Genomic DNA, 24,106 nt, shown 5'->3' with positions numbered 1-24,106 from the left:
GGCGGGGTGGCGGCGCGCGCCGCCGCCCCGCCTTTCACGTCGGCTTCTTCCTCGTCCGGGGCGGCTTCGCGCGGGTGCCGCCGGTGCGGCCGGCCTCCGCCACCTCCTCCTCGCCTTCCAGCGCCGCCAGGAAGCGGCGGCACCAGATGGCGGCGGTGTTGGTCCGCACCGTGGCCGCCATGCGCGTCCAGCGGTCCAGCCTTTCATCGGCCGGCATCTCCATCGCGACGTCCAGCGCCTCCGCGATATCGTCGGGATCGAGCGGGTTCACCAGCAGCGCGCCATCCAGTTCCAGCGCGGCACCGGCGAAGCGCGACAGCACCAGCACGCCGGGGTCGCCGGGGTCCTGCGCCGCCACGAATTCCTTCGCCACGAGGTTCATGCCATCGCGCAGCGGCGTGACGATGCCGATCCGCGCCATGCGCATGAAGCCCGCCAGCGTCGGCCGCGCGACGGCCCGGGTGATGTAGCGGATCGGCGCCCAGTCGGGCTCCGCCATCTGGCCGTTGATGCGCCCCACGCTCTCATCCAGTTCCCGCCGCAGCGCGCGATACTGCGCGACATCGCCGCGGCTGACGGGCGCCACCTGCAGGAAGGTGATCTTGCCGCGATGCTTCGGGAAGCGCGTCAGCAGCGCGCCGAAGCCCGCGATGCGCTGCGGCAGGCCCTTGGTGTAGTCCAGGCGGTCGACGCCGATGGCCAGAGACCGCCCCGCCAGCGAATCCCGCAGGCGCGTGACCTCCTTCTGCGTCGCGATCCGCGCTGCAAGGTTGGCGAAGCCCGTCGCATCGATGCCGATGGGAAAGGCGCCGACGCGCAGCGCGGCCCCCGCATGGCCATGGGAGATCAGCGCGCCGCGCAGGTTCTCGGCATCGTCTTCCGTCTGCACGCCGATGGCATCGATGGCATCCATCGCCGCCAGCACGTCATGCGCATGCGGCAGGCCGGTGAAGACGGCGCGCGGCGGGAAGGGCACGTGCAGGAAGAAGCCGATGCGCTGCCGGCAGCCCAGCGCGCGCAATTCCTTCGCCAGCAGGAACAGGTGGAAGTCGTGGATCCAGATCGTGTCATCCGGCCGCAGCAGGGGCAGCAGCGCCGCGGCAAAGGCCGCGTTCACACGCTGGTAGGCGAACCAGTCCAGCCGGTCGAAGCGCGCCACGCCCAGCCGGTAGTGCAGCACCGGCCACAGCGCGGCATTGGAGAAGCCCTGATAGTAATGGCGGTAATCGTCATGGCCCAGGTCGATGCGCGCATAGGCGGTCTGGCCGACCTTCGCCTCCTGCGGCGTCGTGCCGGTCTCCGCCGCGGTCTTGCCGGACCAGCCGAACCACAGCGCATCCCGCTTCGCCAGCGCATCCTTCAGCGCCACGGCGAGCCCGCCGGCGACGGCACCGGTCTCCTTCGGGTCGGGGACCCGGTTGGCCACGATGACAAGCCTGCTCATGCGACGTCACCCGCCCCCGCCGGGATGGGTGCCGCCAGGCGGGCAAGCCAGCGGCGAAGCACCGCCGGCGTGCCGAAACTGTCCTGCAGCCGAAGGCCGAGCCCGCCCGCGGCGCGCGCCGCGGCCATGCCGGCCTCATCCGTCACATCGTCGCCGATGAAGACCGGCACGCGGCCAAGAAACGGCGCGCGGGCCAGCAGCGCCGCGACGGCCGTGCCCTTGGAGACGGCGCGCGGCATCACCTCCCACGCCATGCGGGCGGGCATCAGGGTGAAATGGTCGGGATCCTCGGCGACCAGCGCCTCCAGCAGCGCCTGCGCCATGCCGGCCGCGTCCGGGGCCTGGCGGTAATGCAGGACGAAGCCGTGCCGCTTCGCCTCGATGAAGGCCCCCGGGAAGGCATCCGCCAGCAGGCGCGCGCGGCGGAGCCAGGCGGCCGGCGGCACTGCAAGGGGCGGTCCCTCCACCGGGCCGGCGGGATCGACCCGCAGCGCGCCGCCATGGTCGCCGACCTTGGCGATCGGCACGGGCAGGTGGTCATCGAGTTGCGGGATCGGGCGGCCGGAGACGACGGCCAGCGCCCCGCCAAGCCGCGCCGACAGGCGGAGCAGCAGCGCCGGCAGGCCGGGCGGCACGTCGATCGCCTCCGGCCGCTCGGCGATATCCACCAGCGTGCCGTCGAAATCGAGGAAGAGCGCCATCGGTTCGGGCGCGGTCGGGAATGGGTCCATGGCGGTGGGGCAACCCCGCAGGACCGATCCGGTTTGCTGCGCCCCACGGGCTTGTGAGAGGGCGTCAGCCCGGCGTCAGCCCGGCGTCAGCCCGGCGTCAGGCGCCTTCCGGCAGCCTGGTCTGCCACAGCGCCAGCGCCGGCGGCAGCACGCCCACCACCAGCCAGTGCAGCAGCGCCGCCTTGCGCGTCAGCAATCCCGCATCCCAGGCCAGGACAGCGGCGAATTGCGCGACGAGCAGCCAGATGATGGCGATGGCCAGCGCGGCGCTGCCGGTGCGGATGCGGCTGGCGAAGACGTTCTTCATGGAACGGGGGCCCGTTGTCGAAGCCGGTTGCGGGATCGCGGGGCGGTCAATCGAACCGCACTTGATATACAATACACGAATAATTGAGCGCGTCCACACGAAACCGAGAGCAGCCGCCCGCTATCCCGCCGACCGACGCAGCAGCCGGGCGAGTCGCGGCTCCGCCGCCTCCCGCGCCAACGCCTCGATGGCCCGGTAATCCGCGACCAGAGCGCTGCCCGCCTCCGTCAGCGCGGCCCCGCCGCCGCGATGGCCGCCCGGGCTCGCCGCCACCACGGGGGTGCCGACCAGCCTGTTCGTCGCATCCACCAGGTCCCAGGCGCGCTTGTAGCTCATGCCGAGTGCCCGGCCGGCGGCGGAGATCGATCCCTCCCGCCCGATCGCTTCCAGCAGCGCGATCTTGCCGGGTCCGATGCGGCCCTGGGGCAGGTCGATCCGCAGGCTGAGCGCGGCCCGGGCCGGCGCGGCGCGCCTGGCGGGATGCGTGCTGTCATCCGCCGCCATCAGCCCGGCCCCGCCGGGGCGTGATCGTCGCGCGCCACCGCGCGATGGTCGAAGGTCACGGCCTTGATCAGCGCCCAGGCCGGCATGCCGGGCCGCAGCGCCAGGCGCTGCACGCTGTCCGCCGTGATGCGGGCCAGCAGCAGGCTCGGCCCCACCGAGAGGCGCGCGAAGACCTCCGCCGTGCCGGGGATGGGATCGATGCCGGCAAGCGTCGCGGGCAGGATATTGCGGGTGGACAGCCCGCGCGGTTCCTCCACCGCCAGGGCGACGTCGCGCGCGCGGATGCGGATGCGAAGCCGCGTGCCGGGGCCGCCGGGGTGCAGCGTGGTCAGCAGCGTGCCGCCTTCGAAATCCAGCCTTGCCAGCCCTTCCGCGGCCTCGGCGACCACGCAGGGCAGCAGCACCCCGGCATCGCGGCGCGCAGCGAGCGGCAGGTCCGCGCGCAGGGATAGCGCCTCCACCGTCCCGCTGGCCAGCACGCGGCCCGCTTCCAGCAGCACCAGGCTGTCGGCCAGCGCGTCCACCTCCTCCAGCGCATGGGTGACGTAAAGGATCGGGATGCCAGCGGCATCGCGCAGCCGGGCGAGGAAGGGCAGCACCTCCGCCCGCCGCGCCGCGTCCAGCGCGGCCAGGGGTTCGTCCATCAGCAGCAGCAGCGGCCGGGCCAGCAGCGCACGCCCCAGCGCCACCCGCTGCTTCTCCCCGCCCGACAGGCCGAAGGGCCGCCGGCCCAGCAGCGGCCCGATGCCGAGCAGCGCCACCACCTCCTCGAACCCCGGCCCGGTCGCCCCGCGCGGCGCGCGCTTCAGCCCGTAGCGCAGATTGCTCTCGACCGAGAGATGCGGGAACAGGCGCGCATCCTGGAAGACCACCGCGCAGCGCCGCCGTTCCGGCGGCAGGGCGATGCCTGCGGCGGTATCGAGCAGCACCTGCCCGCCCAGCGCGACGCGCCCCGCTGCCGGCCGCAGCAGGCCCGCGATGGCCGCCAGGATCGTGGATTTCCCGCAGCCGGAGGGGCCGAACAGCGCCGTCACCCCGCGCGGCGCGGCCTGGAAGGCGACATCCAGGCCGAAGCCATCCCCCCCGAAGCGGTGGCGCAGCGCGACGTCCAGCATCAGCCCCGGCCCAGCCAGCGATGCATGCGCCGAGCGATCACCTCCGCCAGCAGCAGGCCGCCGACGGCCAGGCTGAAGGAGACGAAGGCGAGGCGCGCGGCCGCCCCCTCGCCGCCCGGGGTCTGGGTGGCGCTGTAGATCGCGAGCGGCAGGGTCTGCGTCTCCCCGGGGATGTTGGAGGCGAAGGTGATGACGGCGCCGAATTCGCCGAGCCCCGCGGCGAAGGCCGTGACGGTGCCGGCCAGGATGCCGGGGGACATCAGCGGCAGCGTCACGGTCACGAAGCGATCCACCGGCCCGGCGCCGAGGGTCCGCGCCGCGGCCTCCAGCCCCGGATCCACCGCCTCCAGCCCCAGCCGCACGGCGCGCACGATCAGCGGGAAGGACATCACCGCGGTGGCCAGCGCCGCGCCTTCGGTGGTGAAGACCAGGCGGATGCCGAACCAGTCATGCAGCGGCGCGCCGATGGGGCCGCGGATGCCGAACAGCATCAGCAACCCCCAGCCCACCACGACCGGCGGCACCACCAGCGGCAGATGCACCAGCGCATCCAGCAGCATGCGCCCCGGGAAGCGCCCCCGCGCCAACAGCCAGGCCACCGCGATGGCGGGCAGGAGGGAGATGGCGACCGACCGCGCCGCGACCTCCACGCTCAGCCGGACGGCCTGCCATTCCTCCGGCGACAGGCCAGCCGTCATTGCGGGCGGGTGAAGCCGAAGCGTCGCCAGGTCGGCGCCGCTTCCTCCCCCGCCAGGAAGGCCAGCAGCGCGCGCGCCTGGGCATTGCCCTCCGCCCGGCGGGTCAGGGCGAAGGGGTAGGTGATGGCCTCGTGGCTCTCCGCCGGGAAGGTGCCCGCGACGCGGACGCCAGGGCTGGCGGCGGCATCGGTGGCATAGACGATGCCGAAGGGCACCTCCCCCCGCTCCACCAGCAGCAAAGCGGCGCGGACATTGTCGGCCCGCGCCAGGCGCGGCGTGATGGCCTGCCACTGCCCCATCCAGGCCAGCGCCGCCTGGGCGTAGCGCCCCACCGGCACATGGGCGGGATCGCCCGTGGCGATGCGCCGCCCCGGGCCAAGCAGCGCCAGCAGGTCCGTCCCCCGTGCCAGGGTCACGGCGCGCGGCGCATCCGCCGGCGTCACCAGCACCAGCGCATTGCCGATCGGGCTGCTGCGCGTCGCCTCCACCAGCAGGCGGCGTTCCTGCAGGTAGTCGGCCCAGGCCTCGTCGGCCGACATGAACAGATCCGCCGGCGCGCCCTGCTCGATCTGGCGCGCCAGGGCGGATGACGCGGCGAAGGAGAAGCGCGGCGCCGGGTTGCCCCGCGCGGCCCATAGCGCGCCGAGGTCGCGCAGCGCGTCGGTCAGGCTGGCGGCGGCGAAGACGGTGACGGGTTGCTGCGCCAGGGCCGGCGCGGCGGCCAACAGCAGGCCGGCAAGGCCGGTGATCAGGGCACGGCGGCGCATGGGGAGCCTCCTTGCGGCAGCATTTCGCTATATACGACCAGACATAGCCCTTGGCCGCAAAACCTGTCCACCAGCGCGAGCGTCACCACCGGGATCGATCAGGGAAAGGGGGGGGGGTTGGTGCGGGCGGTCGGACTCGAACCGACACTCCTCTCGGAACCGGATTTTGAGTCCGGCGCGTCTACCATTTCACCACGCCCGCGCGGCCATGACTGCCGAGGCTGCTGCCGCCGAATTAGCAGAGCCGCCCCGCCACGCCAAGCACGCCCCGCCAGGCACCCGAAGTCAGGCGCCGCCGATCAGGATGCCGACCGCCAGCACCAGCCCGCCGCCCAGCAGGATCTGGAACATCGCCCGCCCGATCGGCGTTTCCATGAACCGGTGCTGGATCCAGACGATCGCCCAGAGTTCCAGGAACACCACCACCAGCGCGATCGCCGTCGCGGTCCAGAAATGCGGGATGAGGTAGGGCAGCGCATGGCCCAGCCCGCCCAGCGTCGTCATCACGCCCGACGCCAGCCCCCGCTTCCACGGCGCGCCACGGCCCGACAGCCTGCCATCGTCATGCGCCGCCTCCGTGAAGCCCATGGAGATGCCCGCGCCGACCGAGGCCGAGAGCCCGACCAGGAAAGTCGTCCAGGGATTCTGCGTGGCAAAGGCGGTCGCGAAGATGGGCGCGAGAGTGGAGACGGACCCGTCCATCAGCCCCGCCAGGCCAGGCTGCACCCAGGTCAGCACGAATTGCCGCCTGGCGGTCGCCTCCTCCTTCTCCCCTTCCCCGCCGCCCAGCAGATCCGCCGACAGCTTCGCGGCGTCGTCGTCATGCCGCGCCTCCGCCGCCGCCAGGTCGCCCAGCAGCTTGCGCACCTCCGCATCCCCCGTGCGGGCGGCCGCCGCGCGGTAGAAGGCCAGCGCCCCCTGTTCCATCGCGCGCACCTCCTCCCGGATCCGGTCCAGGCCGAGATTCTCCACCAGCCAGATCGGCTTGCGGACGTAGAAATCCGCGATGTGCTCCCGCCGGATCGGCAGGATCAGGTCGCCGAAGCGCGTGCGGTAGAGATCGATCAGCAGGCGGCGATGCTCGTTCTCCTCCGCTGCCATCGCCTCGAACACCGCGGCGGAGGCCGGGTATTCGTCGCGCAGGCGGCTGGCATAGAGCGCGTAGATGGCCGCGTCCTCCTCCTCCGCCCCGATCGCGAGGGAGAGGATCTCCCGCGGCGACAGGCTGTCGAAGCGGCGCGTGCCGCTGGAGAAGAAGGGGAGGATGGATCGCATGGGTCTGGATCCTTGGATCGGGGAAGCCGTCGCTCCTGCGACATAGCGATCCGTGGCGACAACGCGAAGCGATGGGCAGCCATGCCCCTGGCGCCGGGCGGAACAAGGCCTCACATGGCGGGGGAGGATGAGGAGTTCCACGCATGAGTGACGACTACACACCGCCCAGGGTCTGGACCTGGGACAAGGCCAATGGCGGCCGCTTCGCCAACATCAACCGCCCGATCGCCGGCCCGACGCATGACAAGGACCTGCCGGTCGGCCAGCATCCGCTGCAGCTCTACTCCCTCGGCACGCCGAATGGCGTGAAGGTGACGGTGATGCTGGAGGAACTGCTGGCCGCCGGCCACACGGGCGCCGAATACGACGCCTGGCTTATCCGGATCGGGGAGGGCGACCAGTTCGGCAGCGGCTTCGTCGCCGTGAACCCCAATTCCAAGATCCCCGCGCTGATGGACCGCAGCGGGCCGACGCCCGTTCGCGTCTTCGAATCGGGCGCGATCCTCATGTACCTCGCGGAGAAGTTCGGCGCCTTCCTGCCGAAGGACGGTGCCGCGCGGGCCGAGTGCCTGTCCTGGCTGTTCTGGCAGATGGGCAGCGCCCCCTATCTCGGCGGCGGCTTCGGGCATTTCTACGCCTATGCGCCGACGAAGATGCAGTATCCGATCGATCGCTTCTCCATGGAGACCAAGCGGCAGCTGGATGTGCTGGATCGCCGCCTGGCGGAGTCCGAATTCATCGCCGGCGCCCACTACACCATCGCCGACATGGCCATCTTCCCCTGGTATGGCGGCCTGGCGAAGGGGTGGCTGTATGGCGCGGCGGAGTTCCTGGACGTGGCCAGCTACAAGCATGTGCAGCGCTGGGCCGACCAGCTGCTGGAACGCCCGGCGGTGCGCCGCGGCCGCATGGTGAACCGCGTGCAGGGCGAACCATCCAGCCAGCTGCATGAACGCCACGACGCCAGCGACTTCGACACGAAGACGCAGGACAAGCTGGCGCCAAAGACCTGAAAAGCCGCACGGCGGGCGTTCAGCCCGCCGTGCGCCGCGGCCGCAGCGGCACCGGGGCGTCCGCCCCGTCGGACCGGCGCTCCTCCAGCCAGCCGGACAGCGCCTGCCGGTCCATCGGGCGCGCATAGAGGAAGCCCTGCGCCCGGTCGCAGCCCAGCGACACCACCATGGCGGCCTGGTGCGCTGTCTCCACGCCCTCCGCCACCACCGTCATGCCCAACCCATGCGCCAGGGAGACGGTGGCGCGGACGATCTCCTCCGCCCTGCCATCGACACCAAGGCGCTGCACGAAGCGCTTGTCGAGCTTCACTGAATCCAGCGGCAGCCGCAGCAGCTGGGCAAGCCCCGAATGGCCCGTGCCGAAATCATCCAGCGCCAGCCTGGCCCCGCGTCCGCGCAGCGCGGCCAGCTGGTCCAGCGTGCGGTTGCTGACGCGGTCCAGCAGGACCTCCTCCGTGATCTCGACCTCCACGGCATCGAGACCCAGGCCCGCGCGCTCCACCTGGTTCGCGATATGCTCGACGATGTCGGTGCGCGCGACCTCCGCCGCCGACAGGTTGAGGGCGATGCGCGCGGTCGTCAGGCCGCTGGCCCGCAGCACCGCCAGCGCGGCCAGCGCCTGGTCCCGCACCGCTTCGCCAAGGCGGGATGCGCGCAGCGGTCCGATGGCCGGGAACAGCTCCGCCGGCGGCACGGCGCCGAGCTGCGGATGGCTCCACCGGGCCAGCGCCTCGATCGCCACGGCAGCGGGCGTGCCCTGCAGCGCGATGATCGGCTGCAGGTGGACGGTGGCGCCGGGCAGGATCTCGGCGCCCCCGAGATCGGAATCGAAGGCCCTGACGATGGCTGCCACGCGCTGCACGCGTTCCGCATCGGCGCGGCTCGCCCAGCCGATCCCGCCCCGGCTGCCCCGCTTGGCCTGGACCATCGCCTCATCCGCCAGGCGCAGCGCGGCCTCCGCCTCATCCGCATCGGCGGGCATCATGGCGGCGCCGATCGTCGCGCCCAGCCGCAGGCTGGTACCGGCATAGGGCACCGGCTTATGCAGCACGCCGCTGATGCGCCGCAGCGCCTCCACCGCCGCTGTTCGGTCCGCCAGCCCCATCAGCAGCACGGCGAATTCATCGCCGCCAAGGCGGCCGACGACATCGCTGCCCCGCACGCTGGCCCGCAGCCGCTGCCCGACTTCCCGCAGCACGGCATCGCCGGCGGCGTGCCCGGCGGAATCATTCGCCTCCTTGAAATGGTCGAGGTCGATGGTGACGACGGTCACCGGCTGGCGTTCGGCCATCGCGCGGTCCAGCGCGATGGCGATGCCGCGCCGGTTGGGCAGCCCCGTCAACTCATCCGTCAGCACCATGGCGTCAGAGCGCCGGAGGGCACGGCGAAGTTCCAGATTGGTGACAACGGCCTGCGCCAGGGTGCGGATCAGCAGGATCGCCCGGTCATCGGGCGCCTTCGGAACCTTGTCCAGGACACAGAGGGTACCCAGCGCGAAGCCATCGGAATCCACCAGCGGCACGCCAAGATAGGAACGCAGCCCCGGCTCCCCCGTCACCAGCGGATTGTCCTGGACGCGCGGATCGGTGGTGGCATCCGTCACCACCATCACGTCCTGCGGCGACAGGATCGCATGGGCGCAGAAGGCAAGGTCGCGATGCGTCTCCCGCACCGGAAGGCCGACACCCGCCTTGAACCACTGCCGGGCCTCATCCACCAGCGATACCAGCGCGATGGAATTGCCGGTCATGTCCGCGGCAAGCGTGACGATCTCATCGAAGGCCTGCTCGGCTTCCGTGTCGAGAACATCGTAGGTGCGTAGCGCCTTGAGGCGCGCGGCCTCATCGGCCGGCAGCGGTGCGGGCGGCATCGGGACTCCGTCATGCGCGGCAGGCTTGCCCGGAGCCAGGAGGGTTGGGCAAACCGCCCCCGGCATCCTGAACCGGCCGCGTTGCGGAAATCTTATCGACCGCCGGAAATCGCTTTTCGGAACGAGCCGCTTTCTTGCCGATCCGGCGCCATCCGCCACGCCGTCAGGCGAGGTAGCGCCTGAACCACGCCACCGTCCGGTCCCAGGCCAGCTTCGCCGCCGCTTCCTGGTAGCGGGGCGTGGAGTTGTTGTGGAAGCCGTGCTGCGTGCCCGGATAGAAATGCGCCTCATGCGGCACGGCATGGGCCTTCAGCGCGGCTTCGAAGGCGGGCCAGAGATTGTTGATGTTGGCGTCGTTCTCGGCGTAGTGGATCAGCAGCGGCGACTTGATGCGGGCCACCGCCTCCGCCGGCTGCGCGGCGCCATAGAAGGGCGCGCCGGCCTGCATGTCCGCCCCGAGCGTCGCCGCCAGCCAGTTCGTCGTGCTGCCGCCCCAGCAGAAGCCGGTGACGCCGAGCTTGCCGGAGGAGGCCGCATGGGCCTTCAGGAAGCGCGCGCTGTTCAGCATGTCCTGCCGCAGCTTCGCCTGGTCCAGCCCCGCCTGCAGCGCACGGCCGTCATCGTCATTGCCGGGATAGCCGCCGGCGGGGAACAGGCCATCGGGCGCGAGCGCCAGGAAACCCTCGGCCGCCGCGCGGCGCGCGACATCCTCGATATAGGGGTTGAGGCCGCGATTCTCGTGGATCACCAGCACGGTCGGGAAAGGCCCGGTGCCGGTGGGCTGCACCAGGTAGCCGCGCATCGTCCCCGAATTGCCACCGGGCGAGGGATAGGTGACGTAGTTGGCCTTGATGCGCGGATCGGTGAAGGAGATGGTCTGCGCCTGCGCGTAGCGCGGCAGCAGCGACTGCGCCATCAGCAGCCCGCCGGCGGTGACGGCCGCGGAGGCCTGCAGGAAGGACCGGCGATCCATTCGCCCATGGCAGTATTCGTCATAGAGGTCGAAGACGCGCTGGTCGATCTGGTCCTGCGTCAGCGGCACGAAGCCGTCCTGGCCATCGGGCATGGTCGTTTCCTTCCTGGGTCCCGCCGGCAGGATAGCGATGGCCCAGCCGCCTGTCCGCAGGGATTTCCGGCGACGCCGATCCGGTGTTGGATCGCCGCCAGACAAAGAAGGAAACGCCGCCATGATCCCGCGCATCACCCTGCCCGAGCCCGAGGCGATGGACGACCGGCAGCGCGCGCTGCGCGACCGGATCTTGGCGAGTGGCACCGGCAGCATGGTCGGCCCGCAGCGCGCCAACATCCACAGCCCCGAACTGGCGGAGGCCTGGTGGAAGCTCGGCGACATGCTGCGGCTGCGGACCGTGATCCCGAAGCCGCTGCTGGAACTCGCCATCATCGTCGCGGGACGCCGCTGGAACAGCCAGCTGGAGTTCCACTTCCACGGCGCCGCCGCGATCAAGGCGGGGATCGATCCCGCGGTGGTGGAGGCAATCCGCGTCGGCGCGCCGCCCGCCTTCCAGGATGACACCGCGCGGGAGGTCTATGACTACGCCCGCCAAATCCAGGTGAATGGCGCGCCGGACGATGCCAGCCACGCCGCCATCACCGCCCGCTGGGGCGAACGCGGCGTGGTGGAGCTGACCGCGATGATCGGCTTCTACACCATGGTCTGCATCGCGCTGAACGCGCATCGCATCCCGCTGCCGGAGGGCACGACGCCCCCCTTCCCCGCCGATCCCGGCTTCAGCGACATGCCGCCGGCGGCCTAGGCGTCACCGCGGCCAGGCCTGTTCGCCGAGGTCCCAGAACACGCCGGCCATGATCTCCATCCCCTCCCGCATCAGTGGCCGCAGCGCGTGTTCGTTCGGCGCGTGCTGCGAGCAGCCGGTGTAGGAATGCGGCAGGTAGACGGTCGGCAGGCCGAGCGTCACCGCGAAGGTGTCGTTGGGCAGTGATCCACCGGCATTCGGCACGATCATCGGCACCTTGCCCGTGGTGCGTTGCACCGACGCGGCGACGAGCTGCGGCCAGGGCCCGTCCGGGTCCATCCGCGTCGCCGCCCATTCAGCGCCCTGCTTCACCGCATCGACCTGCACGTCGTCGAAGCCCGCCTCGGTCAGGTGCTTCCGGATCGCGGGAATGAAGGTGGAGGGGTGGCGATCCACGGTGTAGCGGATCTGGCAGCGGGCGAAGGCTTCCGGCGGCACGGCGTTCACCGGCGCCTTGGGATGGCCGCACTCGAAGGCCAGCACCTCGAAGGTGTTCCAGCCGAAGACCTTTTCGGCGGCCGTCAGCCCGGGCTCGCCCCACCAGTGGTTGATTGCCGGCCCATCCTCACCGCCATCGACGTGGCAATGGGCGAGCGCCGCGCGCACGCTGTTCGGGATGCGCTCCGGCACCAGGTCCCGCACGAGGACCTTGCCGTCGCGGTCGATGATGCTGGCGATGGCATGGGCGAGCCGCACGCCGGGGTTGGCGAGCAGCCCGCCCCAGTTCCCGGAATGGTGCCCACCCTCCCGGTACTTCACGCGCAGGTCGAGCGCCAGCGCGCCCCGCGTGCCCAGCACCAGCGCGGGCACATCCGGCACCAGGCGCGGGCCATCGGAGGCGATGAGCACATCAGCCTTCAGCTCATCCCGATGCGCGCGCGCGAATTCGTCGATGCCCGGCGATCCCACCTCCTCGCTCATCTCCAGCAGCAGCGTGACGTTGAAGCCGAGTCTTCCGCGGGTCTTCAGCACGGCTTCCAGCGCCGCGAGGTTCGCGCTGTGCTGGCCCTTGTTGTCGACGATGCCGCGGCCATACAGCCGATCGCCGCGCCGCGTGATGGTCCAGGGCGCCAGCCCCTCATGCCATTCCTTGTCGAGGCCCTGGACCGTGTCTCCATGGCCATAGGTCAGCAAGGTCGGCAGCGCCGGGTCTTCCACCCGCCGCGCGATCATGAAGGGGCCGCCCTTGCCGGTGGGGTTCGGATGGACGGTGCAGGTGAAGCCGATCCGCTCCAGGTCCGGCGCCATCTCCTGCTCCAGGTAGCGCAGCAGATGCGGCCCGGCGCCGGGCTCCTGGCTCGCGGTCGGGCAGGCGATGCGGCGCTCCAGGATCGCCAGGAAGCTGCCATCATCGAACATCGCCCGCGCGGCGGCGATGGCGGCGTCGCGGCTCATGCGCCGGTCGCCTGCATCACGCGGCGCGTGGCGGCGCGCAGCGCGGCGATGACGCGGTTCTGGCCGCGCATCAGCTCCACCGCCGCGGACTTCGCGAGGCTCGCATCCAGCGCCGGCAGTTCGGCAGCCACGGCCAGCGCCGGCAGGGGCGGCACGGTATAGGCGGGATCATGCGCGAAGCGCGCCTCCCGCGTGTAGTTGATCGGCACGAGGATGCGGGAGAGATCATGCACCGCCGCGTTGCGCGCCGCGACCGGCGCCTTGTCCAATGCCGAGAGCGCGGCGCGCAGCCCCGTCACCGCCGCCTTCGCGGGCGAGAGGTCCGCCATGCCCTTCGAGGCACCCTCATACTGCGCGATGGTCGCATCGAATTCGTCGCATGTCGCGGACCAGTCGAAGGGCAGCACCCCGGCATTCGCAATGCGCAGCACCGACAGCAGGTAGATCTTCATGTCCACCAGCAGGATATCCTGGTCCGCGATCTCCAGCGTATCGTTCTCCGTATGCCAGGCGATGTTCGCCCCGCAGCCGGAGACGTCGTAGTAGTTCTTCTCCCGCCGCAGCGCCTCCGGCATCGTGGAGGACAGCATGAAGAAGCTGGGCAGGCCGATATTGTTGAAGGAGTAGTCGCCGGCCTGGGGCGGGCGGATGCATTTGATGTCGGCCTCCGGCACGATGTCGCGGATCGCGCCGGCGGCCAGGGCAGCGCTTTCCGTGAAGGCGCGGGTCTGGTGGTAGGACGTCGCCCAGCGGCAACCCGGGCTGTCGCAATTGATCTGCGCCAGGCAGTTCTCATCAAGGTCCTGCGCGAAGGCATCGGTGAACCAGGTGGAGCCCGCATAGCGCCCTGTCGAATGGCCGGGCCACCAGGCGATCTTCACGCTGCGCTTCAGCGATCCGCGCTTCGCCCAGAGCACGCGGGCGATCTCCAGCATCGTCGCATCGCCCGTGGCATTGTCGCCGACGCCGACTTCCCAGCTGTCGTAATGGCCGTGCAGCAGGACGAACTTCTCCGGCTCCTCGGTGCCGGGGATGGTGACGACGGGGATGGACTGGCGAAACCAGCCTTCCTCCATCACCGTGCGGATCGTGGCCTCGCCGCCCACCTCGGCCAGCGCCATCAGCGCGCGGCCATCGGGGTTGTTGACGGCGACGACGGGAATCGTCGGCTTGCGCGGCAGGTCGTGCAGATCCGGGCTGCCCCAGATGGTGGTGCAGGTGCCCCAATGGATATCGATCCCGGGGTTCACGGCGATCAGGCCGACGCCGCCCCATTCCTCGATCAGGCTGGTCAGGGCGGGGTTGCCGAAGCCCTCCATCACCACGATGCAGCCGCCGATCTTCCGGCGCACCTCCTCCACCGATCCGATGGAGCCGCCGAACAGCAGCCCGATGTCGCGGCTGTAGGACCGCAGCGCCTTCGGATTCGCCGTCAGCTTCACCAGCCGCGCCGTCCGACCTGCCGGCACCGACAGGGCGGAGGAGGGCGGCTTGGCGCGGTAGCGCACGCCATTGGCCGTGACGGAGGCATCATGCGGCACGGAGAGGCAGATCTCCGGCTGATGCACCGCCACCGGGATGCCGTGGCGGCGCAGCCGGTCGACGATGACCTCGGCCGCCTTGTTCACGTCATCGGGCTTCCAGCGATGCATGCCCGCGAAGGTCGTCACCAGGTCCCAGGGCGCATCCAGCGTGATGGCATCCAGGAACGGCTTCTCGTCGGGCGTGATCGGCATGGCGCGTGCTCCGGGCTGGACTGCGCAGGATGGCAGCACCGCAACGCGGTGCGCGCAAGCAGGCGGCATGTGCGATAGCGTGCCGGCATAGCGGTGATCCCGTGCAGCCATGAACGATTTGCAACGCGCTTTGACCATGGCAGCCTCGGGCCGGAATGTGCTGGACTGCGCGCTACGTCAGAGGATGCCGCCCATGAATCGCCGCTCCGTCCTGCTCGCCGCCACTGCGCTGACTGCCCTGCCCCGCCTGCCTGCCCTGGCACAGGGCGCACCGGGTGACGCCATCAGGCCGCTCGTCCTCATCACACGGCCGCAGGCTTCCGCACCCGCGGCGTACCAGGCGGCGGAGCTGGTGGCGCAGGAATGGCGCAAGCTCGGCCTGCAGATCGAACTGCGCCCCCTGCCCAACCAGCAGATGAGCCAGGTGGTCTGGTATGAACGCCAGCGCTGGGACGCGACCATGTGGCAGATGGTCGGCCGCCCGGAACGCGGCGACCCCGATGAGATGGTCTACAACCTCCTGCACTCCGCCAACATCGTCACCGGCTACAACTTCGTCGGCTACAGCAACCCGGAATACGACCGCCTGGCGGAAGCGCAGCGGAGCGAGATGGACCAGGCCCGCCGCCAGCAGATCGTGCGGGAGGTGCAGGAGGTGGTGAACCGCGACCAGCCCTATGCCTTCCTGGTGCATCCCGTGAACCTGCAGGCCTTCAACAAGCAGGTCTTCGTGGAGGGCAGCGCGGTGAACCAGGCGGGGCTCGGCATCCGCAACTTCTGGAACTGGATCAGCCTGCAACCCGCCGGCCGGCAGCGCGACATCATCGTCAACAGCACGGAACCGGTGAAGGCGACCAACCCCTTCTATGTCAGCGGCGCGCCCGACAGCTGGGTGACGGACCTGGTCTGGGACCGGCTGATGCGCGTCGGCCCCGATGGCCTGCCGCAGCCCTGGGCGGCGGAGACGGTGACGCAGCCCGATCCCCTCACCATCGATTGCGTCATCCGCCAGGGCATGACGCATCATGACGGCACGCCGGTGACGGTGGAGGACGTTATCTTCTCCTACGAAGCGCCGGGCATGGGCGATGAATCGCCGATGTACAAGCCCTTCGTGCAGAACATCGCCTCCGTCACCGCGGTGAATGACCGCACCGTGCGCTTCGTGCTTAAGCGCCCCGACGCCGCCTTCCGCATCGCGGTACTGGCCAAGCTCAACATCGTCTCCAAGCGCATCTGGGCGCCGGTGGTGGCGGATTACCTGAACCGGCCGCAGAACCTGGAATCCTATGTCGAGGAACGGCCGATCGGCTCCGGCCCCTATCGCTTCGTGCGGTCGCGGGTGAATGAGGAAGTGGTGCTGGAGGCGAATCCGAACCACTGGGCGCGCCCCAAGGCGGATCGCTGGATCATGCGCATCATCCTCAACACGGAAGCGACGCTCGGGGCGCTGCGCCGGGGCGAGATCAACGTGCTGGCCGATTATTTCGGCGATCCCGACCTGGTGAAGACCATGGCGCGGCAGCTGCCCGCCATGATCGCCGTGCGAGAGGAGGTCGATATCGGCTTCCAGTTCATCGGCATGAACCTCCGCCGCGCGCCCTTCAACGATGCCGCCTTCCGCCGCGCCCTCTCCGCCGCCGTGAACCGGGAGATGATGGCCGGCGCCGCCTGGAACGGACAGGCGGTTCCTTCCAATTCCATGGTCTCCCCCGCGCTCGCCGCCTGGCATGACCAGGGCATTGCGGGGCGCGTGCCGGGCGGCAATCTGGACGGCGCGCGACGGTTGTTGCAGGAAGCGGGCTACCGCATGGTCGGCAACCGGCTGCACTATCCCAGCGGCGTGCGCGAAACGACGACGCCGTATCAATGATCCCGTCTTGAAGCGCGTCCTCGGGCGGCTGGGGCACGCCGCCTTCGTCCTCTGGGCGGTGGCGTCCCTGACCTTCATCATGTTCCGGCTGATGCCGGGCGATCCCACGCTGAACTTCCTCTCGGAATCCTTCAGCGAGGAGATGCGCGCGGCGCTGCTCACCTCCTTCGGCTTGGACAAACCCTTGCCGGAGCAATACGTGCTCTATCTCGGCAGCCTGCTGCGTGGCGACCTCGGCGTGTCGTTCCTGCAGAAGAAGCCGGTGCTGGACATCCTGCTGGACGCGCTGCCGAACACGGTGGCGCTGACCGTCACGGCCCTTGTCGTCGCCTACGCCTTCGGCATCATCGCCGGCGCCTTTCTTGCGTTTGCCCGCGGGTCGGTCACCGAGGGTATTGCCATCCCCGCCGCGCTGATCACGCGCGCGGCACCGGAGTTCTGGCTCGGCATGATCCTGCTGGCCTGGCTGAGCTTCGCCTGGGGCATCTTTCCGTCGAGTGGCGCGAACGAAGCCGGGTCCGAGTTCACCTCCGAATGGGCGCGGCTGACCTCGGCCGATTTCCTCTGGCACCTGACGCTGCCCGCGCTGACGCTCGCGCTGTATCTGCAAGGGCTGCCGCTGCTGCTGATGCGGGCAACGATGCTGGAAGTGCTGAATGACGAATTCATCGTCATGGCGCGCATGAAGGGCCTGTCGCGCTGGGCGATCGTCATGCGCCACGCCGCGCGCAACGCGCTGCTGCCGGTGGCGACGGCCTTCGCGCTCGGCCTCGGCAGTTCCTTCGGCGGCAATGTGGTGATCGAGACGGTGTTCTCCTGGCCCGGGCTCGGCCGCGTGCTGGTCTCCGCCGTGCAGGGGGCGGATTATCCGCTGGCGCAGGGCGCCTTCATCCTGATCGCGGCGGTGCTGGTGACAATGAACATGGTGGCGGACCTGCTCTACGCCTGGCTCGACCCGAGGGTGTCCGTCGGTGCCCGGCGCTAAGGCGGTGTGGCGCTTCCTGCGCAGCCAGCCCTTCGCGCTGGTCGGCATCGGCATCTATGCGCTGTTCATCGTGCTCGCGATCTTCGCCGACCAGATCGCGACGCATGATCCGCGGCAGATCCTGTTCAGCGGCGCCTATCGCGTGGCGCGCTACCTGCCGCCCTCCGCCACGCATTACCTCGGCACCACGGCGGGCGGGCGGGACATCTTCTCCCAGCTGGTCCACGGCACGCGATCCGCGCTGACCGTTGGCGTCACCGCGGCCTTCTGCGTGGTGGTACTGGGGTCGCTGATGGGGCTGCTGGCGGGCTATCTCGGCGGCTGGGTGGACCGCATCATCATGCGCGTCTCCGACATCGTGCTCGGCCTGCCTTTTCTTCCGTTCATCCTGGTGATCTCCGCGCTGACCCGCCCGGGGACGACGACGCTGGTGGCCTCCGTCGCCCTCCTGCTCTGGCCTAACACCGCGCGCGTCATCCGGTCCCAGGTCCTGTCGCTGCGGGAGCGCGGCTGGGTGGAAGCCGCGCGAGTCACGGGCTGTTCGCCGATGCGCATCATCTTCGTCCATATCGCGCCGCAGGTCGCGCCGCTTGCCGCGCTTTATGGTTCCATCGCGGTCGGCTGGGCGATTCTCACCGAGGCCTCGGCCTCCTTCCTCGGCTTCGGCGATCCCGCCGCCATCTCCTGGGGCCTGATGCTGCAGGACGCCTTCGCCAACCAGGCCCTGTCGCGGGAGGCCTGGAACTGGTTCATCCCGCCCGGCCTCTGCATCGTGGCGCTGGTGCTGGCGGGGTTCCTGGTCAGCCGGGGGTCGGAGAAGTTGCTCTTTCCGAAGCTGGGGGATTGATGGCGGCGCTGCTCTCCGTCCGCGATCTCGCGGTCCACTACGCCACCGCGGCCGGCCCCGTCCGCGCCGTGGATGGCGCCAACTTCGACGTGCCGGCGGGCTCCATCGTGGGTCTGGTCGGCGAAAGCGGCTGCGGCAAATCCACGCTCGGCCGCGCGCTGATGGGTGTGATGCCGCGCAGCGCCAGCATCCCCGCGGGCTCGGCGGTGTTCGAGGGCCGGGACCTCGTCGCCCTGTCCGCGAAGGAACGGAAGGAACTGCTCTGGCGGCGCCTGTCCTTCGTGCCCCAGACCGCGATGAATGCGCTGGACCCCGTGCAGCGCGTCGGCGCGCAGTTGATGGAGGTGCTGACGGAGCGTGGCGGCTTGTCCCGCCAAGCTGCGGCCGAACGGGCGGCGGCGCTGTTCGGGCTGGTCGGGCTGGATGCCCGGCGCCTGCGGGACTGGCCGCACCAATTCTCCGGCGGCATGCGGCAGCGCGCCTCCATCGCGCTGGCGCTGGCGCTGGAGCCCGCGCTGATGATCGCGGATGAACCGGTGACGGCGCTGGACGTCATCGTGCAGCGCCAGATCCTGGACGTCATGAAGGAACTCCAGGCGCGGCTCGGCCTCGCGATGATCCTGGTGACACATGATGTCGCCGTCGTCGCCTATGCCTGCGACCGCGTGGTGGTGATGTATGCCGGGCGCGTGGTGGAATCGGGGCCGGTGCGCGCGGTGCTGGAAGCGCCGCTGCACCCCTACACGATGGGCCTGATGAACGCCTTCCCGGATCTCGATCGCGCCGGCGGCGAACTCGTCCCGATCGAGGGTTCGCCCCCGTCACTGCTCAACCCGCCCGCCGGCTGCCGCTTCGCCGCGCGCTGCCCCTTCGCCGTGGCGCGCTGCGCCGATGACCCGCCCTTGGTCGCGGAATCGCCGGACCACCACGCCGCCTGCTGGCGCGTCTCCGAAGCCACGGAACTGCGCCCGAAGGCCGCGCAGGCCGCGACCTGGGCGAGCGTGGTCGCATGAGCCACGTCATCGCAGCGAACGACCTCGTGAAGGCATTTCCCGCCTCCCGCCGCCTGTCCGACCTGCTGCGGGGCCGCCGCCCGATGGTGCGCGCCGTGAATGGCGTCACGCTCGGCGTCGGCGCGGGTCGCGCGCTCGGCATCGTGGGCGAAAGCGGTTGCGGCAAGACCACCACCGCGCGGCTGCTGCTGCGGCTGGAGGAAGCGACATCGGGCGCCGTGCTCTTCGACGGCCAGGATGTGACGGCGCTGCACGGCAAGGCGCTGCTGCCCTTCCGCGCCAGCGTGCAGCTGGTGTTCCAGAATCCCTTCGATGCGCTGAACCCCCGCTTCACCATCCGCCGCACGCTGACGGAGCCGCTGAGCAATTTCGGCATCCCCGCCGACCAGCAGGATGCGCGCATCCGCGAAGCCATGGCGCGCGTCCGCCTCGACCCCGCGGAGGCCTATCTCGACCGCCATCCGCATGAACTCTCCGGCGGGCAGTTGCAGCGCGTGGTGCTGGCCCGCGCGCTGGTCGCCCATCCCCGCGCCATCATCGCGGATGAACCGGTCTCGATGCTCGATGTCTCGGTGCGCGCCGGCGTGCTGAACGTGCTGCGCCGCGCGCGGGACGAATTGCAGCTCGCCGCCATCTACATCAGCCACGACCTCGCTTTGATCCGCTATGTCTGTGAGGATGTGGCGGTGATGTATCTCGGCCGCGTCGTGGAAAGCGGCCCGACGGCGGAGATCATCGCATCGCCCGCGCATCCCTATACCCGCGCCTTGGTCGCCGCCGTGCCGGTGCCGCGCGTGGACCAGGACCGCGGCGCGCTGCCCATCCAGGGCGGGCTGCCGGACCAGGTCAACCAGCCCAGCGGCTGCGCCTTCCACGACCGCTGCCCCCTCGCCATCCCCCGCTGCGCGGAGGAAGCGCCCCCGCTGCGCAGCATCGCGCCAGGCCGCCTTGCCGCCTGCCATCTGGTATGAGGCCCATGACCACGCCCCGCCCCTGCAACCCCGTCACGCTGGAAATCATCCGCGGTGCCATCCGCGCCGCGCAGGCGGAGATGGAGGCGCTGATCGAGCGCACCGCCATGTCCGCCTTCATCCGGGAGAAGAAGGATTTCTACACCGCCCTCTTCGATGCCGATGGCGTCATGGCGGTGGGCTCCAACGTCCCCGTCTTCGGCGACATCTGCGGCCCCGTCTTTCGCGACTTTCCCATCGAGACGATCCGGGAGGGCGACCTCTACTGGTACAATGACTGCTACGGATCGCGCGGCGCCGTGAGCCATTCGAATGACCAGGTCTTCCTCGCGCCCGTCTTCCTCGACGGAAAGCGCGTCGCCTTCGTCATGGGCTGGGCGCATTTCGCCGATATCGGCGGGCTCCGCGCCGGCTCCATCAGCCCCGATGCCACGGAAATCTTCCACGAGGGCGTCATCATCCCGCCGACGCTGCTGATCCGCGATGGCACGGTGAACCAGGCGGCGCTGTCGATCTTCTACCGCAACTCCCGCTACCCTCGCACCGCGCAGGGCGACACGCGGGCGCTGATGGCGAGCGTGGAACTCGGCGTGGCGCGGATGCAGGAGATCGCGGCGAATTTCGGCGCCGATGTGCTGGCCGATGCGCTGGCGCAGTTGCTGGCCCGCACGCGGGACACGGTGCGCGGGCGACTGATGGAGACCTTTCCCATCGGCACGCACCGCTTCACCGACCGCATCGATGGCGATGGCCATGGCAGCGGCCCGCTCAGGCTCCGCTTCGCGCTGACGCGCACGCCCGACGACCGGCTCATCCTCGATGCGTCGGAGACCGATGACCAGTCCGTCGGCCCGGTGAACTTCCTGATGAACCCCGACGTGCCGGGCATGGCGCTCGGCCTCTATTTCCTTGGCGGCGATCCCACGCAGGTCGTGAATGCGGGCGGGCCGCGATCGCTGGATGAGGTGATATTGCGGGAGGGCTCGCTCCTCTTCCCGCGTTTCCCCGCCGCGCTCGGCATGCGCGGCCTCACCATGATGCGGATGCTGGCCGCGCTGAACGGCCTCGTCTCCGTCGCGGGCGGGGAGGCGCCGGCAGCCCACGCGGCCTATGTCATCATGCTGCTGCGCGGCACCATCGGCGGAAAGCACTTCCTGATGAGCGATGGCCTCGGCGTCGGTTATGGCGCGCGCGGCTTCGCGGATGGGATCGATGGCGTCTATTTCGTGGCGCAGGAGAACTACCCGGTTGAGTTCCTGGAGACCGAATACCCCGTGCGGCTCCGCGAATACGGGCTGAACATCGACAGCGGCGGGCCGGGCCGCTTCCGCGGGGGCTGCGGGATCGTCCGGGAATATGAGGTGATGGCCGAGGAATCGATCCTCGCCGTCCGCCTCGATGGCGTGGAGAATCCGCCCTGGGGCGCGGCCGGCGGGCAATCCGGGCGGCCGGGCCGTGTGGTGCTCAACCCCGGCCTGCCGAATGAACGCGTGCTGAAGCCGCTCTCGGACGGCAACCGCGTGGTGCGCGGCGATATCCTCCGCATCGAGACCGGCGGCGGCGGTGGCCGCGGCCATCCCTTCGACCGGCCGGCGGAGGCGGTGCTGGAGGATGTGCTGGGCGGCCTGATCAGCGCCGGCTCGGCGCGTGCCGACTACGGCGTCGTCATCACCGGCCGCGCCATCGACGAAGCCGCGACCGAGGCGCTGCGCGCCAACCGCCCCGCCACGCTCGCCTTCCATCGCGGGAGCTACGCCGATGCCCTCGACTGATCCGCTCTCGGTCGCGGTCGATATCGGCGGCACCTTCACCGATGTGACCTTGCAGGATGCCGCCACGGGCCGTGCCTGGACGGCCAAGACACCCTCAACCCCGCATGATCCGTCGGAGGCCTTCCAGAACGGCGTGCGCCTCGCCCTGCAAACCGCGAGCGAGAACGCCGCGCGCATCGGCCGCGTGCTGCATGGCACGACCATCGCGACGAATCTGATCCTGGAAGGCAAGGGCGCGCGCACTGCCCTCATCACCACGGCGGGCTTCCGGCATGTGCTGGAAATCGGCCGGCAGGACATTCCCCGCCGCGCCAACCTGCACGCCTGGATCAAGCCGCGGCGCCCCGTCCCGCCATCGCGCGTCTTCGAAATCACGGAGCGCATCGCAGCCGATGGCAGCGTGCTGCTGCCGCTCGACGAAGGGAGCGTCCACCGCGCGGCGGAGGCGTGCCGGGAGGCCGGCGTCACCGCCATCGCCATCTGCCTGCTGCACGCCTTCACCACCGCCACCCATGAACGCCGCGTGGCGGAGATGCTGCGCGCGGCGTTGCCCGGCATCGCCATCACCGCCTCCGTCGATGTGCTGCCGGTCGTGCGCGAATACGAACGCTCGCTGGCCGCCATCCTCAACGCGCAGGTCATGCCCGCCGTCTCGACCTATGTCGAAAGGCTGGAACGCCGCCTGGCGGAGGACGGCATCGCCGCGCCGCTGCTGCTGATGAAGTCGAATGGCGGCGTGGCGGGGGCTTCCTCCATCCGCCGCGCGCCGGCCGTCACCGCGCTGTCCGGCCCCGCGGCGGGGGTGGTGGGCGCGCGGGCGGTCGCGGCGGCGGCGGGGATTCCGAACATCCTCACGGTCGATATCGGCGGCACCAGCGCCGATATCTGCCTGATGAAGGACGGCGCCATCGCGTTGACGCAGCGCGGTTCCGTCGGCGACTGGCCGCTGCCGCTACCGATGCTGGACATGGTGACGATCGGCGCCGGCGGCGGCTCCATCGCCCGCGTCACGCGGGACGGCGCCCTGGCCGTGGGGCCGGAGAGTGCCGGCGCGCAGCCCGGCCCCGCCTGCTACGGGCGGGGCGGGACGCTCGCCACCGTGACGGATGCGCATGTCGTGCTCGGCCACCTGCCGCCCTCGCTGCTCGGCGGCCGGATGACGCTGGATGTCGCGGCGGCGGAAGACGCCGTGCGCCAGGGCGTCGCGGAACCGCTGGGCCTGCCGCTGCATGAAGCCGCGCGAGGCATTTTAGCTGTTGTCGATTCCAACATGGTCGGCGCGCTGCGCGTTGTCTCCGTCGAACGGGGACATGATCCGCGCGACTTCACCCTCGTGCCCTTCGGCGGCGCGGGGCCGCTGCATGGCTGCGCGCTGGCGACGATGCTCGGCATCCGCCAGGTGCTGGTGCCGCCCTCCCCCGGCGTGCTCTGCGCGCAGGGGCTGCTGTTCGCCGACATGCGGGCGGAATTCAGCCGATCCGTTCTGCCCGGCCAGGCGGAGGAAGCCGCCGCCATCGACACGGCCTTTGCCGCCTTGGCGTCGGACGCCGATGCCTGGTTCGAGGAGGAAGCGATCCCGCACGCCGCGCGCGCCACCGCCCCCGTCGCGCTGATGCGCTACGCCGGCCAGGGCGCGGAACTTCCGGTGCCCTGGCGCGGCCTGTCGCACGCCGCCGCCGACTTCGCCGCCGCGCATCGCGCGCTCTACGGCTTCGACCTGCCGGAAGGGCGCGCCGAGATCGTGACGCTGCGCCTCGAAGCTGTCGGCACGCTGCCGCCGCCCGCCGCGCAATCCTTGCCGCCCGGCACCGGCGCCACACCCATCGGCACCCATCTCGTACACCTGCCCGCGGGCACCGCGGACGCCGCGCTCTACGACCGCGCGAGCCTCGGCGCCGGCGACCGCATCGCCGGCCCCGCCATCCTCACCCAGCTCGATGCCACCACCCTGCTGCCGCCCGGCTGGACGGCGGAGGCACTGCCCAGCGGCGCCCTGCTGCTGCGCCGGGATTGAA

21 protein-coding genes and 1 tRNA gene are annotated in these 24,106 nt (G+C 70.5%); 9 read left to right on the top strand and 13 right to left on the bottom strand.

The window, feature by feature from the left end; all coding sequences use genetic code 11:
- Window positions 1-34: 34 nt before the first annotated feature.
- From BM041_RS03700 to mbfA, 9 genes are all read right to left on the bottom strand, one after another.
- The gene (locus BM041_RS03700; RefSeq protein ID WP_092955610.1) at window positions 35-1,444 is read right to left on the bottom strand and encodes an alpha,alpha-trehalose-phosphate synthase (UDP-forming); all 1,410 of its coding nucleotides are present in this window, start codon (window positions 1,442-1,444) and stop codon (window positions 35-37) included.
- Window positions 1,441-2,175: a trehalose-phosphatase gene (gene otsB / locus BM041_RS03695; protein ID WP_092955607.1), complete on the bottom strand. Its 735-nt coding sequence runs from the start codon at window positions 2,173-2,175 to the stop codon at window positions 1,441-1,443. Before otsB ends, BM041_RS03700 begins: the two co-directional genes overlap by 4 nt.
- Before the next feature lie 97 nt (window positions 2,176-2,272).
- Window positions 2,273-2,482, bottom strand: coding sequence for a hypothetical protein (locus BM041_RS03690; RefSeq protein WP_092955604.1), 210 nt, complete (start codon window positions 2,480-2,482; stop codon window positions 2,273-2,275).
- Window positions 2,483-2,602: 120 nt separating this feature from the next.
- Entirely contained in the window at window positions 2,603-2,986 is a 384-nt protein-coding gene (locus tag BM041_RS03685; RefSeq protein ID WP_092955601.1) for a winged helix-turn-helix domain-containing protein, read from the bottom strand.
- Window positions 2,986-4,101: a molybdenum ABC transporter ATP-binding protein gene (modC, locus tag BM041_RS03680; protein WP_092955597.1), complete on the bottom strand. Its 1,116-nt coding sequence runs from the start codon at window positions 4,099-4,101 to the stop codon at window positions 2,986-2,988. The genes BM041_RS03685 and modC overlap by 1 nt, the downstream gene beginning before the upstream one ends.
- Window positions 4,101-4,799, bottom strand: a complete 699-nt coding sequence (gene modB, locus BM041_RS03675) for a molybdate ABC transporter permease subunit (protein WP_092955594.1) — start codon at window positions 4,797-4,799, stop codon at window positions 4,101-4,103. Before modB ends, modC begins: the two co-directional genes overlap by 1 nt.
- Entirely contained in the window at window positions 4,796-5,566 is a 771-nt protein-coding gene (gene modA, locus BM041_RS03670; RefSeq protein WP_092955592.1) for a molybdate ABC transporter substrate-binding protein, read from the bottom strand. Before modA ends, modB begins: the two co-directional genes overlap by 4 nt.
- 118 nt (window positions 5,567-5,684) lie before the next feature.
- A tRNA-Leu gene (locus BM041_RS03665) sits at window positions 5,685-5,768 on the bottom strand.
- Between the two features lie 83 nt (window positions 5,769-5,851).
- On the bottom strand, window positions 5,852-6,841 hold the full coding sequence (gene mbfA / locus BM041_RS03660; protein WP_175533705.1) for an iron exporter MbfA: 990 nt from the start codon (window positions 6,839-6,841) through the stop codon (window positions 5,852-5,854).
- Window positions 6,842-6,984: 143 nt separating this feature from the next.
- Here mbfA and yghU point away from each other — a divergent pair, with 143 nt between their 5' ends.
- Window positions 6,985-7,854, top strand: coding sequence for a glutathione-dependent disulfide-bond oxidoreductase (gene yghU / locus BM041_RS03655; RefSeq protein ID WP_092955590.1), 870 nt, complete (start codon window positions 6,985-6,987; stop codon window positions 7,852-7,854).
- 19 nt (window positions 7,855-7,873) lie between these two features.
- On the opposite strand, the gene BM041_RS03650 is transcribed toward yghU, so the two are convergent.
- Window positions 7,874-9,724: a putative bifunctional diguanylate cyclase/phosphodiesterase gene (locus BM041_RS03650; protein ID WP_175533704.1), complete on the bottom strand. Its 1,851-nt coding sequence runs from the start codon at window positions 9,722-9,724 to the stop codon at window positions 7,874-7,876.
- A 163-nt stretch (window positions 9,725-9,887) separates the two neighbouring features.
- Window positions 9,888-10,790, bottom strand: coding sequence for a dienelactone hydrolase family protein (locus tag BM041_RS03645; protein ID WP_092955584.1), 903 nt, complete (start codon window positions 10,788-10,790; stop codon window positions 9,888-9,890).
- A gap of 121 nt (window positions 10,791-10,911) precedes the next feature.
- Between BM041_RS03645 and BM041_RS03640 the strand changes: the two genes are divergently transcribed.
- Window positions 10,912-11,499, top strand: coding sequence for a carboxymuconolactone decarboxylase family protein (locus tag BM041_RS03640; RefSeq protein ID WP_092955581.1), 588 nt, complete (start codon window positions 10,912-10,914; stop codon window positions 11,497-11,499).
- A 3-nt stretch (window positions 11,500-11,502) separates the two neighbouring features.
- Here BM041_RS03640 and BM041_RS03635 read toward each other — a convergent pair whose 3' ends face one another.
- Window positions 11,503-12,894: a M20 family metallopeptidase gene (locus tag BM041_RS03635; RefSeq protein WP_092955579.1), complete on the bottom strand. Its 1,392-nt coding sequence runs from the start codon at window positions 12,892-12,894 to the stop codon at window positions 11,503-11,505.
- A complete protein-coding gene (locus BM041_RS03630) occupies window positions 12,891-14,630 on the bottom strand; it encodes a M28 family metallopeptidase (RefSeq protein WP_092955576.1) in 1,740 nt (579 codons plus the stop codon). Before BM041_RS03630 ends, BM041_RS03635 begins: the two co-directional genes overlap by 4 nt.
- Before the next feature lie 193 nt (window positions 14,631-14,823).
- Here BM041_RS03630 and BM041_RS03625 point away from each other — a divergent pair, with 193 nt between their 5' ends.
- The 7 genes from BM041_RS03625 to BM041_RS03595 are packed head-to-tail and all read left to right on the top strand — an operon-like array spanning window position 14,824 to window position 24,105.
- Window positions 14,824-16,503, top strand: coding sequence for an ABC transporter substrate-binding protein (locus BM041_RS03625; RefSeq protein ID WP_092955573.1), 1,680 nt, complete (start codon window positions 14,824-14,826; stop codon window positions 16,501-16,503).
- Between the two features lie 7 nt (window positions 16,504-16,510).
- On the top strand, window positions 16,511-17,488 hold the full coding sequence (locus BM041_RS03620; protein ID WP_092955570.1) for an ABC transporter permease: 978 nt from the start codon (window positions 16,511-16,513) through the stop codon (window positions 17,486-17,488).
- Complete coding sequence (locus BM041_RS03615; RefSeq protein ID WP_092955567.1) at window positions 17,475-18,335, top strand: ABC transporter permease; 861 nt, start codon at window positions 17,475-17,477, stop codon at window positions 18,333-18,335. The genes BM041_RS03620 and BM041_RS03615 overlap by 14 nt, the downstream gene beginning before the upstream one ends.
- A complete protein-coding gene (locus BM041_RS03610; protein WP_092955565.1) occupies window positions 18,335-19,348 on the top strand; it encodes an ABC transporter ATP-binding protein in 1,014 nt (337 codons plus the stop codon). Before BM041_RS03615 ends, BM041_RS03610 begins: the two co-directional genes overlap by 1 nt.
- Window positions 19,345-20,319 carry an ABC transporter ATP-binding protein gene (locus tag BM041_RS03605; protein ID WP_092955562.1) on the top strand — a complete coding sequence of 325 codons (975 nt, stop codon included), beginning with the start codon at window positions 19,345-19,347 and terminating at the stop codon, window positions 20,317-20,319. Before BM041_RS03610 ends, BM041_RS03605 begins: the two co-directional genes overlap by 4 nt.
- A 5-nt stretch (window positions 20,320-20,324) precedes the next feature.
- Complete coding sequence (locus BM041_RS03600) at window positions 20,325-22,091, top strand: hydantoinase B/oxoprolinase family protein (RefSeq protein ID WP_217648601.1); 1,767 nt, start codon at window positions 20,325-20,327, stop codon at window positions 22,089-22,091.
- On the top strand, window positions 22,078-24,105 hold the full coding sequence (locus BM041_RS03595) for a hydantoinase/oxoprolinase family protein (protein WP_092955556.1): 2,028 nt from the start codon (window positions 22,078-22,080) through the stop codon (window positions 24,103-24,105). The genes BM041_RS03600 and BM041_RS03595 overlap by 14 nt, the downstream gene beginning before the upstream one ends.
- The last annotated feature ends 1 nt before the right edge of the window (window position 24,106 follow it).

The sequence above is a fragment of the Falsiroseomonas stagni DSM 19981 genome (genome assembly GCF_900114315.1).
Taxonomy (GTDB): domain Bacteria; phylum Pseudomonadota; class Alphaproteobacteria; order Acetobacterales; family Acetobacteraceae; genus Falsiroseomonas; species Falsiroseomonas stagni.
This window is presented reverse-complemented; position numbering and strand designations above follow the sequence as displayed.

Coding starts and splice junctions, on each gene's coding strand:
- BM041_RS03700 (WP_092955610.1), bottom strand. CDS start 1,444: ATGAGCAGGCTTGTCATCGTGGCCAACCGGGTCCCCGACCCGAAGGAG.
- otsB (WP_092955607.1), bottom strand. CDS start 2,175: ATGGACCCATTCCCGACCGCGCCCGAACCGATGGCGCTCTTCCTCGAT.
- BM041_RS03690 (WP_092955604.1), bottom strand. CDS start 2,482: ATGAAGAACGTCTTCGCCAGCCGCATCCGCACCGGCAGCGCCGCGCTG.
- BM041_RS03685 (WP_092955601.1), bottom strand. CDS start 2,986: ATGGCGGCGGATGACAGCACGCATCCCGCCAGGCGCGCCGCGCCGGCC.
- modC (WP_092955597.1), bottom strand. CDS start 4,101: ATGCTGGACGTCGCGCTGCGCCACCGCTTCGGGGGGGATGGCTTCGGC.
- modB (WP_092955594.1), bottom strand. CDS start 4,799: ATGACGGCTGGCCTGTCGCCGGAGGAATGGCAGGCCGTCCGGCTGAGC.
- modA (WP_092955592.1), bottom strand. CDS start 5,566: ATGCGCCGCCGTGCCCTGATCACCGGCCTTGCCGGCCTGCTGTTGGCC.
- mbfA (WP_175533705.1), bottom strand. CDS start 6,841: ATGCGATCCATCCTCCCCTTCTTCTCCAGCGGCACGCGCCGCTTCGAC.
- yghU (WP_092955590.1), top strand. CDS start 6,985: ATGAGTGACGACTACACACCGCCCAGGGTCTGGACCTGGGACAAGGCC.
- BM041_RS03650 (WP_175533704.1), bottom strand. CDS start 9,724: ATGCCGCCCGCACCGCTGCCGGCCGATGAGGCCGCGCGCCTCAAGGCG.
- BM041_RS03645 (WP_092955584.1), bottom strand. CDS start 10,790: ATGCCCGATGGCCAGGACGGCTTCGTGCCGCTGACGCAGGACCAGATC.
- BM041_RS03640 (WP_092955581.1), top strand. CDS start 10,912: ATGATCCCGCGCATCACCCTGCCCGAGCCCGAGGCGATGGACGACCGG.
- BM041_RS03635 (WP_092955579.1), bottom strand. CDS start 12,894: ATGAGCCGCGACGCCGCCATCGCCGCCGCGCGGGCGATGTTCGATGAT.
- BM041_RS03630 (WP_092955576.1), bottom strand. CDS start 14,630: ATGCCGATCACGCCCGACGAGAAGCCGTTCCTGGATGCCATCACGCTG.
- BM041_RS03625 (WP_092955573.1), top strand. CDS start 14,824: ATGAATCGCCGCTCCGTCCTGCTCGCCGCCACTGCGCTGACTGCCCTG.
- BM041_RS03610 (WP_092955565.1), top strand. CDS start 18,335: ATGGCGGCGCTGCTCTCCGTCCGCGATCTCGCGGTCCACTACGCCACC.
- BM041_RS03605 (WP_092955562.1), top strand. CDS start 19,345: ATGAGCCACGTCATCGCAGCGAACGACCTCGTGAAGGCATTTCCCGCC.
- BM041_RS03600 (WP_217648601.1), top strand. CDS start 20,325: ATGACCACGCCCCGCCCCTGCAACCCCGTCACGCTGGAAATCATCCGC.
- BM041_RS03595 (WP_092955556.1), top strand. CDS start 22,078: ATGCCCTCGACTGATCCGCTCTCGGTCGCGGTCGATATCGGCGGCACC.